General features: G+C 69.5%; 7 protein-coding genes. 2 read left to right on the top strand and 5 right to left on the bottom strand.

The window, feature by feature from the left end; genetic code table 11:
- Positions 1–154 precede the first annotated feature (154 nt).
- Together ABZ880_RS39315 and ABZ880_RS39310 are read right to left on the bottom strand one after the other, a co-directional pair.
- The gene (locus ABZ880_RS39315) at positions 155–4,627 is read right to left on the bottom strand and encodes a caspase family protein (RefSeq protein ID WP_361273525.1); all 4,473 of its coding nucleotides are present in this window, start codon (positions 4,625–4,627) and stop codon (positions 155–157) included.
- On the bottom strand, positions 4,624–5,496 hold the full coding sequence (locus ABZ880_RS39310) for a hypothetical protein (protein ID WP_361273522.1): 873 nt from the start codon (positions 5,494–5,496) through the stop codon (positions 4,624–4,626). Before ABZ880_RS39310 ends, ABZ880_RS39315 begins: the two co-directional genes overlap by 4 nt.
- Positions 5,497–6,188: 692 nt before the next feature.
- Between ABZ880_RS39310 and ABZ880_RS39305 the strand changes: the two genes are divergently transcribed.
- Positions 6,189–6,845: a DciA family protein gene (locus tag ABZ880_RS39305; protein ID WP_361273519.1), complete on the top strand. Its 657-nt coding sequence runs from the start codon at positions 6,189–6,191 to the stop codon at positions 6,843–6,845.
- 86 nt (positions 6,846–6,931) lie between these two features.
- A complete protein-coding gene (locus ABZ880_RS39300; protein WP_361273516.1) occupies positions 6,932–7,540 on the top strand; it encodes a helix-turn-helix domain-containing protein in 609 nt (202 codons plus the stop codon).
- Between the two features lie 189 nt (positions 7,541–7,729).
- On the opposite strand, the gene ABZ880_RS39295 is transcribed toward ABZ880_RS39300, so the two are convergent.
- The 3 genes from ABZ880_RS39295 to ABZ880_RS39285 form a co-directional block, all read right to left on the bottom strand.
- Positions 7,730–8,206 carry a tetratricopeptide repeat protein gene (locus tag ABZ880_RS39295; protein WP_361273513.1) on the bottom strand — a complete coding sequence of 159 codons (477 nt, stop codon included), beginning with the start codon at positions 8,204–8,206 and terminating at the stop codon, positions 7,730–7,732.
- A gap of 10 nt (positions 8,207–8,216) precedes the next feature.
- Complete coding sequence (locus ABZ880_RS39290; RefSeq protein WP_361273511.1) at positions 8,217–10,742, bottom strand: CHAT domain-containing tetratricopeptide repeat protein; 2,526 nt, start codon at positions 10,740–10,742, stop codon at positions 8,217–8,219.
- Between the two features lie 175 nt (positions 10,743–10,917).
- A complete protein-coding gene (locus tag ABZ880_RS39285; protein WP_361273508.1) occupies positions 10,918–11,715 on the bottom strand; it encodes a hypothetical protein in 798 nt (265 codons plus the stop codon).
- Positions 11,716–12,127 lie beyond the last annotated feature (412 nt).

Raw genomic sequence — 12,127 nt, 5'->3', positions numbered from 1 at the left:
CAACCTCGCCAAGCGCATAACAGACGAGACCACACCAACCTGGCGAGGGACCTACTAGAACAGAAAGGGCAATTCGGCTAGATCAAATGCCCTCTAAGAGGGTGTTTTCGGGCAGGACGGCTCCAGAAGCGAAGTGTCCACCTACTGGTGGGGGTCACCACTGCAGGTCAGGGGACGCCTTACGCTGGTGAGATTGGCGTTGAAAGACTGCGATGTCGCGGCCCAGGACCGCGACAAGACTGCCATCGTGGGCTGTTCCAACGGCGTGCAGGCCCGGCACCACGAAGTTCTGCAACGGTGTCCGTGTTCGTATATCCCAGACACGAAGGTACTTCCCTGAGCCGATGACGGCGATGGGGCGGCCGTCGATGATCGTGCACGCCACAGCGTGAACCGGGCCGTCGAGTCCGGTGAGAGGGTTGCCGATCTGACGGCCGGTGGCTACATCCCACACATACACACTGCCGCCGCTGCCGCCGCTGAAACGGCTGCCGCGCGTGCCGACGACGGCGACGGGACGGCCATCGAGGACGGCACACGCCACGGCGGAGACCGAACTATCGAATCCGGTGAAGGGTTCGCCGATCAGGCGGCCGGTGGCCACATCCCACACATACACAATTCCGGGGAGGTTGCCGGAAAGGTTGCCGGTGCCTGTGAAGGCGATGGTGCGGCCGTTGAGGACGGTGCACGCCACGGCGAGCACCGGATCACTTGGTCCGGTGAGGGGTTCGCCGATCGGGCGGCCGGTGGCCACATCCCACACATACACACTGCGTTCGCTGCCAACAGCGGCAGCGACGGCAACAGGACGGCCGTCGAGGACGGCACACGTGACGGTGAATGAGGCGCCGAGCAGGACGGTGCGGGGTTCGCAGACGTGGCGGCCTTCGGCTAGATCCCACACATGCATTTCGCCGCTGACCTCGCCGTTGGTCAAGTAGGCACCGGCGATGATGACGGCAATGGGGTGGTCGTCGAGGACGGTACATGCCACGGCAAACGCCGGATCGCAGAGTTCGCGTCTGGTGGGGGGTTTGCCGATCTGACGGCCGGTGGCCACATCCCACACATACACACTGCGTTCGCGGCCGTCGGTGCCGGTGATGGCGATGGGGTGGCCGTCGAGAACGGCACTCGTTAGGGCAAAAATTCGGCCGCTACCGGAGACCGTGCGCGGCTCGCTGGTCGCAACATGCTCGGACAGTTCCCAGAGACGCGCGGTGCCGCCTTCGTCGCAGGTGAGGACGATGGGGCGGCCGTCGAGGACCGTGCACGCCGCGGCGTACACCGGATTGCTTGGTCCGATGAGGGGTTTGCCGATCGGGCGGCCGGTGGCCACATCCCACACATACGCACTGCCGCCGCGGTCCATGGAGGCGGTGACAGCGACGGGGCGGTCGTCCAGAACCGTGCACGCCACCGTGTGTACCGGGCCGTCGAGTCCGGTGGGGGGGTTGCCGATCTGACGGCCGGTGGCCACATCCCACACATACACACTGCCGTTGAGGCCGCCGGTGACAGCGACGGGGCGGCCGTCGAGAACCGTGCACGCCACGGCGTACACCGGGCCGCCGGGTCCGGTGAGGGGGTTGCCGGTCTGACGGCCGGTGGCCACATCCCACACATACACACTGCCATTGCGGCTGTTAGGGCCGGTGCCGGCGACCGCGACAGGACGGCCGTCGAGGACTGTGCACGTCAGAGCGCACACCGGGCCGTCGAGTCCGGTGAGGGGGTTGCCGGTCTGACGGCCGGTGGCCACATCCCACACATACACACTGCCATTGCGGCTGTTAGGGCCGGTGCCGGCGACCGCGACAAGACGGCCGTCGAGGACGGTACACGCCACGGCCCGCACCGGGCCGTCGAGCCCGGTGAGGGGGTTGCCGATCTGACGGCCGGTGGCCACATCCCACACAGTCACGCTGCCGCTGAGGCCGCTGAGGCCGCCGGTGCCGACGACGGCGACAGGATGGCCGTCGAGGACCGTGCAGGCCATGGCAAGCACCATGCCGTCAAGTCCGGTGAGGGGTTCGCCAACCTGACGGCCGGTGGCCACATCCCACATGTGCAAACTGCCGTAGGTGCCGGTGATGGCGATGGGACGGCCGGCGAGGACGGTACATGCCACGGCCCGCACCGGGCCGTCGTGTCCGGTGAAGGTGTGGCGTAGTGCTCGGGTGAAGTCGTTGCCCGTGGCCCACACGGGAACCCATTCGTCCGGCTGCGCGTAGCCGTTGAGTCCTTCGAGCAGCGTGGTGGCCTCGGCGCGGGCGGCGTTGAGGGCCAGGAGGTGGCGGCGGATTGGAGGAGGAGCGGTGGCGTGGAGATCGAAGGAGGTCCGGTAGACGGCAGCGGTCAACCGCGCCTGAGTGCTTGAAGCGTCTTGCAAGTGGGGGGCGAGGCCGTGCGGGACGGCGTGGACCAGGTATTCGCTGATGTTGAGGATTTGGTCGATACGACCTGCTGCCGCGGCGTGGGTAGCGAGATGGTGGAGGGTATAGGGGTGGGCACGGGACCAGTCGCGGGTGGCGTCGCCGCGGTAGGGGACGCAGTCGGTGAGGACGTCCACGAATGCTGCGTGGACGGCGGTCGCGTCGGCGTCTTCGCGGAGGTGTTCGGTGAGGGCCTGATGGTAGAGCCGGTAAGCGGAGCGGCCTGACTCGGTGGCCTCGACGACGTAGGAGCCAGCGCTGTGACGCAGCCACAGCAGGTCTTCGTCGGTGTAGGTGCGGCCGGAGATGGCGGAGGCGAGGGGCGCCCAGATGTCTTCCCAGGGCAGGCCCTGGCCTTCGGCGTAGGCGAGAGGTCGCAACAGGTCCGCGGCGCGCTGCGCGTCGGGGCCGAGGCGGCGGGTGAGGTCGTCGCGCATGGCCTGCCCGGCGTGGCGGGGCAGACTGGCGCGCCAGCGCGGGTTGCGCGGGTCGGTGACGACGGTGTCGGCGGAGGCGAGGGTGAAGGAGGCGAAGCGGGCGACGAGGAAGGAAGTGCCCGCAGCGGCGGCGACTGCCCGGGCGACTGGTGCCAGGACCTCAGGGTGGTTCCGATAGGGGGAGGTACTGCGGCTTTGGAGGAGGTTGCGCACCGTGTAGGCGAGCAGCGCCTCCGGGTCGGCGTACTGCGGGCTGTCGAGATCGATCACCATGCCGTCACGATGGGCCGAGCGGCTGCCGACGCCGAGCCGGTCCAGCAGGTAGGGGCGGGTCCCCAGGAGGAGGCGGATGCGCCCGCGGGAGTGCTCGATGAGGGGCCGCACGATCTGCGAGCACAGGCTGCCTGGGGTGGCGGCCTCGTCCAGGGCGTCGATGAGGACCGTGAACGGCCGCCCACCTTTGTCATACCGACGTTCCAAGGCTTCCAGGAACTCGCCCACGGTCGCGCACCTGAAGCCAGCGGCGGCCGCGAGGCCGGAGAGGACCTGGCTGTCAGTGAGATTTTGGGCGTACAGGACTACGTCAATGGCGTTTTCCCCGGGAATCCACTCGGGGTGGAGGCCGAGGGCGTCGACGGGCACGGTGCGCCGTCGTTCGGGCATCGTGAGGGCGGCGACGAGCCCCAGAACAGCCGTCTTGCCCGATCCTGGACCGGCAGTAACCACCCGCACGCTCCCGCTTGCCCCAACAACGCGGGGGATGTGACCCTCCTGGGTGTGGTCGCCGTGCTGGTTGAGCCATGCGGCGAGTTCAGCGAGGGCCCGATGGCGGCCGCAGAACCACCAGCCGTGGGCTGTGTCTCCGTGGTAGCCCATCGCTCGGATCAGGAGGCGGGAGGTGAACTCCGTCTCCCGTTGCAGGGCGTAGGCGTCGAATTCGGCGGCACCCTGCAGGGCGAGGTCGACGTCGGTGAGCCGGACGTCGTGCCGCGGATTGGTGAGGAAGTCGGGCGGTTCGCCTGCGAGCCCAAGTAGGGACAGGCTGATGTGCTGGTAGCCGGGTTTGTCGTCGTGGTCGTTCATCTGCTGCACCACGGTGGACACCGACAGGTGGGTCGGCGCGTGGCCGGCGGTGGCCTGGCTGTTGACGGCCTGGACGAACAGGTGGGGGAAGAGGCCCGCTTGAGCCTGCTGGTGGGGCTGGGCGGACGACACGATCACTAGCCCCGTACTGGTGGCGCTCTGCGCCGTCTGCGTGCCAAGGCGCTCAAGGGCGGCTGCGGCGAGTTCGTTGCCGCCCTGCCCGGAGTAGCAGGTATCCAGGATGAGTAGGAGTCGGCGCACGCGAGTGCCGCGGAAGACCCGCACCAAGTCCGCGGTCGGCAGGGAGGTGAAGGGGACATCGGCGGGGTCGGTGTCGGCCATCAGAAGCACATGCTCGCTGCCGTCCTCGAGGATTTCGCCGTGACCAGAGAGGTAGACGACGACCAGGTCGTCTTCGCGCCTGTCATCCGAGGTGCAGAACGCGCGCAGCTGCTCCCTCAGCTGCTGTGCCGTCGGGTCGAGGCCGAGTGCCGTGTGATGCTGATACCCGAGCTGTTCGGTGAACAGCTCGATGATCTGATCACGGGCCTGGACGAGCCCGGGCCTGTTCCAGGCCGCGCACTTGGGGTAGCGGGAGACGGCGACCGCGATCAGATACCGGCGCGGGCCCTCCCCGGGCTGTACGCCGCCGTCGATAGGGGTGGTCATGCGAGGCCGTCCGCGATCGCCTGCCCGCACAGCCTGTCCGTCAGATACGCGGACGCGTCATGCGCATGCGCGCCGTTGTGCACGATCGCGCAGCGGACCCGCTCCCCGAATGCTGGCCGCAGATCCTTCACCAGGGCGACGACGTCCCCGGCATCGGCAAGGTTCGTCCACACCAGGCGATCTTCGCTGCCCGGCCACACTCCACGCGGCTGCTGGCCGAACCTGAGAGGCGACGGCTGCAGGCGGTGAAGGATCAAGTGGGGGATGCCTAGCGGTGAGCCGATCGTGACCAGAGCCCGCACCTGGTGTCCGGGCCGCGCACACAGCGCCTCGTAGGCGACGACCGAGCCCAGCGAGTGCGCGACGACGACTCTCGTGTCCTCGGTGATCTGCTCCGCCACCCTGGTCAGGGCCTGGGCACGCACGTCCGGGTCGGTGAGGTAGCGGTGCACCTGTTTCAGGTCGAACACCATCGCTCGCAGAGCGACGCCGGCGAAGAACCGCGAGCCCGACAGGGCCCGCAACGCGGCCTGCACCGACCGGGGCGTGGCCACCAGCGTGTCCGCGTCCGGCGGCACCACGGCCGGGTCGCTCTCGGCGGCCGACGTCCACCAGGCAAGCAGCAGCTCCTGCTCGAAGCCTTCGGCGACATCGACAGCCGTGTAGGGCGGGTCACCTGTCGTAAGGAACTCCCCTTCGGGGCGGAACAAGTTGCCGTAGAACGCCACCGTCACATCCGCCTCCCCCAGACGGTCTGCGGCGCCGTTGTGCTGGAGACCGTCGTTGAGGGCCGGTAACCACTCTTTGCGCAGCGTCGCCTCGCCCAGTGTCTGCTTGCCGATCCCGTGGACCGTCACCACGCGCGCCATGCCCCATGCCCCCCGAACTCGCCTCACGTGCTGTGGTCAGCACTGTAGGGCGAGGCAGGTCACCGAACACCACACTCTCCAAAGTGCCCCTGCCCGGCAGCGCGACGACAACACGCCCTCGGCGAGGCCAACAGGGACCGGAGTTGAAACCGCAAGCATCTGGGGCTGGCTGGAGCCGGACAACCGGGGCCAGGTCAAGGCTGGAAAGCCACCAGTGTGGGCCTGTACGCGCGGCGATCCTGGGAATGACTGCCGAGCCGATCCCGTACAGCACGACTCCGATGAGCATTCGCAGGCGCTCGTCCTCGTCGTCGGTGACTCCGTGGACTTCGGCGATCGACAGCGCGAAAAGGGACCTCAGCTGAAGAGACGAGACCACCTCGCCTGCCGACGCGACGCCCGAGCCGAGGTCGGCGCGGCCGCAAACGCTCCCACTACGGCACCCCTCCCGGCGAAATCCCTGACGTACTTCCGCTCCAGGTCGCGGATGATCTGTGCCGGTGTCGCCTCCGGGTTCCGTCGGCGGGCCCGGGCGACGTTCTCGCGAGCCCGTGGGCGCTGGTCCTCGATTACCTGGTTCAGGCGATCGCGGACCTGTTGCCCATAGGGGGCTCTGCCGGTGGCTAGGGCGGAGTTCTTGGCCCCACCTCAGGGCGGCCTGGCGTGGGCGCCGCCATAGCCACCAGGGCCTGATGGCCGAGCGGGCCTGGGAGCTTCCGGCTGCTGGCGGAAGCGTGCTGGACCGGTGGCCGGACATCGCGGCCGCCGTCTCCACGCAGCTGTCCGACCATGTCGAAGCGGTCGCCTTCCACCCGGAGACCAGGCAGTTGGATCTGCGTCCCGACTCGCCCGCCTACGCCACACAGTTGAGGCTGATCAGCGCGCACATCGTCGTCACGGCCAACCAAGCCGTTGGCGCTGACGCCGTGCGCAGCATCCGGGTCTTGCCCGTTGGGGCCGCGACCGAGCACCGTACGAAGCTGCCCTTCCCGGCGGCCGCGGCCCCGACCGAGGCCCCGGTGAAGACCAGGGAGTCGGCGTCCGTGGGCTTCCACCAGGCGCTCGCCGCGCACCAGGCGGCCCGGCCCGAGCGGCACGTCGATGCAGGCATCGCGGAAGCAGTGGAGCGGCAGACCCGGGCGATGCAAGAGCTCAGCGCGAAGGCGTTCCCGGAGGAGGAGACCGGCTCGGACGACCAGTCGGCTCCGATCGAGGCGACGCGTGGGCAGCGCCGTCGCGAAGCCGACGCCACCCGCGCGGCCGCCTTGCGCCGGGCTCGGGCCGAGCGGGCTCAGCGACCGGCCGAGGACGGGACATCGCAGCTCCCGGAGGGCAGGCAGTCGGCGTAAACGTCCAGGCCAGACGGATTGTCAGTGCCGGCCCCTACAGTCCTCAACGACGTTGGTCCGACGGACAGTTGAAGGGGGTGGGAGGAGTGCCGCAGGAGATCCTCCGGGCATTCAAGTTCGCAGTGGACCCCACCCCGTCCCAAGTAGAGGCGTTCACGCGGCACGCTGGCGCCGCCCGGTGGGCGTTCAACCATGCGCTGGGCATGAAGGTGGCCGCGCACGAGCAGTGGCGGCGCGAGGTCCAGGCCTTCGTGGACCTCGGTATGGCGGAGGCTGAGGCCCGTAAGAAGGTGCGGGTGCCGACGAAGCCGGTGATCCAGAAGCGACTCAGATCAAGGGCGACTCCTGGCCTTGGTGGCTTCCCGGAGGGCGTGTACGGGCCGGAGCGGCCGAGCCCGTGGTGGCACGAGGTCAACACCCACGCGTTCCAGTCCGCGTTTATCGACGCGGACTGGGCCTGGAAGAACTGGCTGGGCTCGGTGCGGGGTACCCGGGACGGTGGTCGATGCGTTCACGGCTCCGGAGATCGCGGCTCGGATCCGGGACGAGCGCCGGGCGAGTGCGTTGCGGCGGCTGCTCGTGAGCGAGGGGGCCGAGGCGGAACACCGAACCCGGTGACCGGGAAACCCACCGTCGGCAGGAAGTACGCGCCGAGCACCCGGGCACACTGCGAGACGGTAGTGCGCTCATTCTAGGACTTCCACCTGGACCGCAGCACCGGGTCGCTGCTGGTCAACCCCTTCCCTCTCGTCCGCAACCGGCGCTCAGTCAGAGCCAACGCCCACCACAACCCTGAGAAGCCCGAAGAACCAGCGCACCGGCCGCTAAAGGCTCAAGGTGAGCCGCTCCGGGGCTGATGGATGCTCAGGATTGTTCCGAGCCCCTCAGCCGTTTCGCGGCGGTGGTCCGAGTTCGGTGAGCATCTCCGTGAGCTGCTCGATGCGGGGATCTTCGGCGTGGCCCTCCCTGCGGATGATGTCCAGTACCTCCTGGAGGAACTTCCTCGCCTGGCCGGGGTCGCCGGCCTGCTGGTGGTGGAGGCCGAGGAAGTAGAAGCTGCGGGTGAGTACCGGGTGGTATGGGCCGGCCTTGGTCCTGGCCTCGTCGAAGAGTTCCCCCGCGCGCTCGGGGTCGCCGCCGAGCACGTGGTAGTACAGGCCGATGTTCTGGGTGGCCTCAGCGCAGGCGGGGTGGTCCTCGCCCAACGACCTGGCCGCCATGTCCCGTGCGTGCACGGCGAGTTCCAGCGCGTCCTCCTGCAGGGGATGGCCGGGCTCGAGGATCACCGCACGCACATACTCGTTCTCCCGTTCTGCGGCCGACTCGTACCACTTGGTGCGCCGCTTGGCCTTCTTGCCCACTGGCTGCCTCCTACGCACCGGTGAAGGTGAACGGAGCCCAGAACGCCGGGTGGGCGTACGGACGGTCGTCCGGGGCGCCAGCCAGCATGAGCTCCGTGTAGGGCTCGATGAAGCGGTCGTGGCCGTCGGTGACGAGCCGCTCGTAGACAGCGGCCAGTTCGGCGCGGGTGCTGTCCCGCAGCCAGAGCTGGGCGCGCCGCAGGGCGCGCGCCGGGTCGCCGACTCCTGTGGTCGGCTTGCCGGCTGTGCCCGCCCCGTCGCGCTCGGCCGCCGTCAGTTCGGTGTAGAACCGCTGCATGAGCAGCGCGGTGCTCCGGTCGTCCGCGGCCCACAGGGTGCTGACCACGGCGGCGGCTCCGGTCTGGAGGAACACGGTCACCAGTCCTTCGTGCTCGTCCCAGGGCAGGCCGTGTTCCACCAGCCCGGTGTCGCAGGCGGACAGGCAGACGAGCCGGGCCTTCTGCAGGTCCTGCCCGAGGATGTCCTGGAACGACAGCCCCTTGTCGCCCAGGTGCAGGATCGCCGGCGGATCCCACGCCAGCCGGAAGCCCGGCCCGGCCAGCGCCCAGCCCGCGCCGTGGCATGCGAGATGGACGACCGCTGCGTCGGCCATGCCGTCTAGGACCCGTTCCCGTGTCGCCTCGCGGTCGAGGAGGGGGGCGCTGTCCAGCATTGTGCCGATCAGCTCGACCTCGTAGGGGACGGCGGGCAGTGGAGGCAGTGAGGGGTAGCGGCTCACCCCTGCGATGAGGGCCTGTCCTGCGGTGCGCCGTCCGCCGCGCCGGGTGTGCAGCAAGGAGCGGATCGCGGCAGACGGGGCGTACTCGACGACCACCTCGTCCAGGAGGTGGCGCGCACCCGGTCCGTCCGTGATGACGGCCGCATGCAGGGGCAGGAACTGCAGTCCGGCGGCCGGCACCAGGACGACCCTCGAACTGCCTAGCTCGCGGAGCCGGTACGCGAGTGCTCCGAGCAGCGTCCGGCCGAGGTCGCCGCAGACCGCGCTCATGGTGGTCCGCCAGCGTTCCTCACCGGCCGCGTCCTTGTGTCGGCGCCGGTAGGCGGTCAGCCAGCCGGCGTTGGTCACGGCGTCTGTGCCGAGGGCTTCGGCGGTGCGGCCATCGTCCACGTCGTCAGCGCCCTCGGCGTCGCCCTCGAGCCACCGGTCGATGTCACGTGTCGTCACGGTGGGGAAGTCAAGGACGTTCTCCGGCGCGATGCACCGGTCGGTGTCCGTGACGATGAAGAGGGCTCCGCCGACCGGGCTGATCAGCGGTACGACGAGCGCGGTGCCGGGCTCCTGGGGGGCGAGTTCGGCGATCGACACGGCAGACCGCGCCGCCGGCACCGTGGCCGTGAGTTCGGCGTACTCGCGGCGGAGCAGTGCCAGGCGCTCGGAGTCTCCGAGGAAGATCATGCCTCCGTACTCACGGGCCTCGAGATCGCGAATCTCCCGGCGCAACTGCGTACGTTGCGCGTATTCCGGCGCGTCGGACAAGCCCGCTTCCGCGTCGTCGGTCAGGCGGTCCAGCAGCAACCGGCCACGGCCCGCCTCGAGCGTCAGGACGGCCTGGTCCGGATCCCCCTGCCGGTAATGGCAGTACGCGAGGCAGTGCGCCACGTCCGATACGCCGACTGCCGCCGCGCGGCGTCCACTGACCGTGGCGGGCTCGCGCGCCACCTCCAGGGCGAGGGACAGCGCCTCGGCGTAGTGCGGGAGCGCGTCCGCCCAGCGCCCGCGGCGCAGGTGCAGGTCGGCGAGTTCCCGCAGCGCTCCGATGCGTGCGGTTCGGTGGGTCGCACCGGTGAGGGCCTGTGCGGCCGCCGCGAAGTGTTCGGCGACGATGTCATCGGCAGCCGGTCCGCCCGCGTGGGCGAGTCGGCCGATGGCGAGCTGCAGCCGCGCCCAGCGGGCGGTGTCCCGGGAGCGGTCCGTTCGGGCCAGGGAGCGGGAGTACTCCCCGAGGGCAGCCTGCCGGGCGCGCGCGGCACCCGTCTCCCTCGCCACCAACACGTACCAGTCGCCGAGGAGTTCGTAGGCGGCGGCAATTGCGGGCCCTGAGTCATTCGTCCGGTACACCGCGAGTGCCTTGTCGAGGTGGCGCCGCGCGTTCGGCCAGAGGTCGGGGTGGCGCAGCAGCGTGATCGCCATCTCCGCCTGGACGTCCGCCCAGAGCGGCGATCCTTTGGCATAGAGGTCGAGGGCCTCGCCGAAGAAGCTCAGCGCTGCCTGCAGATCCCACTCCCCCAAGCCAGCAGTCGGGCTGCGATCGCGGAACGCCTTGCCGCGCAGCACACGGGTCGCCGCCCACAGGCCCTTGCCGATCTTCTTTCGGCTCAGGGAGTCGCTGTGCACCAGGATGCACTGGATGTTCTCCTCGCGGTCGCCCTCGGTCCGCCGGTCGTACGCGATGGCCAGCCGCGCGCGCGTCCGGTTGTGCCACGGACGGACCCGCAGCTTCTCGGTGAGACGGCGGATCAGGGCTTCGACGTCCTCCTCGCTGTCCGGTCCAGTCGCTGGGCCGTCAGGCGACACGGTATGTCTCGCGGAGCTGCCAGTAGCCTTCTCCGTGCGGGCGGATGCTGGAGAGTGCTTCGAGCTTTCGCAGTGCCCGGGTGAACCGGACCGGGGTGAGGGGCTCCAGAGCGAACTCTGGCCGGTGCCGAGGGCTTCGACGTCCACCTCAATGTCCGGTCCAGTCGCTGGGCCGTCAGGCGACACGGTATGTCTCGCGGAGCTGCCAGCAGCCTTCTCCGTGCGGGCGGATGCTGGAGAGTGCTTCGAGCTTTCGCAGTGCCCGGGTGAACCGGACCGGGGTGAGGGGCTCCAGACCGAACTCTGGCCGGTGCCGGTCGCTGGCGGCACGCAGTTCGTCCTCGGTCGCCGACTTCTCGTCGCGGTCGGCGGCGGTCTGTGCGAAAGACCAGAAGAGGCTCGCCTCGTCCTCTCCGATCGGGGCGGTCATGGTGTCGGCGAGGGCCTGCGCAATGGTCAGTACGCCAGCGGTGATCACCAGCGGGTTAGGGCCTGCCAGAACCGCCTGGAGCGCGGTGACGGAGGTGGCCCCCAGTTTGAGCAGGGCCGCGAAGTCCACCCGGAAGTTGCGCAGTTTGAGGCTCGTGCCGCCGCCGACACCGCCGGGTGCCAGGGTGATCCCTCGGTCCGCCGCGGTGGCGGGGGAGGCGTCGAGGTCCACCACTGCCAGCGCCCCCAGCAGCGCGGCCCGATCCGCTCCGGGAACCCGGGCGACGATCGCGTCCTGAGCGGCGAGCCGGCCGGCGAGCAGCTTGCGGCCGGTTTCGGCGGTCGACAGCAGCCGTACGACAGTGAGTGCGGCGGCCGGGTGCTCCGCGGTGCGCCGCTCGTCCGACAAGGTCGCGGCGGCGGAGTCGAGTTCGCGCTCGATGATCAGCCAGCCCCCGGCCGGGAGGCTGCTGCGCAGCGCAGGGCGGATGCGGTGGACAGCGACCGCCATGAGATCCGGTCGGCTGATGGAAGCAGACGCCACGGCGCCCCCCTGACTTGTGACCCCAACCCTGGGCACGAGCTTGCCGCATGCGCGGTGCGACACGCCATACGCACCGGATACGACCATGCATGCGCGGAGCTGTCCACGCTGTCATGCGGAGCCGGGCAAAGACTGCGTGCTCGTCGAGGGGACCGACACAGGGAATAGGCGCAAGTATCCCCATGACGAGCGGGTGCAGTTGATCCTCGACGAGCGCAAGGCAGCCAAGCAGAAGCAGACCCCCGCGGGCGTGGCGGGCGGACGAGGTGACCTGCCCGGACTGCGGCAAGGGCTACCGCACAGCCCTGCGAGAGCCCGGCCGGCCCGCACCGCTCCCGCGTCGAACTCGCCAGGGTATACAGCCGCCTGCGCAAGCCCCCGCCGAAGGGGTGAGCAGGAAGGACCGCCGGGG

This window comes from Streptomyces sp. NPDC047043 (genome assembly GCF_040644055.1).
GTDB lineage: Bacteria > Actinomycetota > Actinomycetes > Streptomycetales > Streptomycetaceae > Streptomyces.
This window is presented reverse-complemented; position numbering and strand designations above follow the sequence as displayed.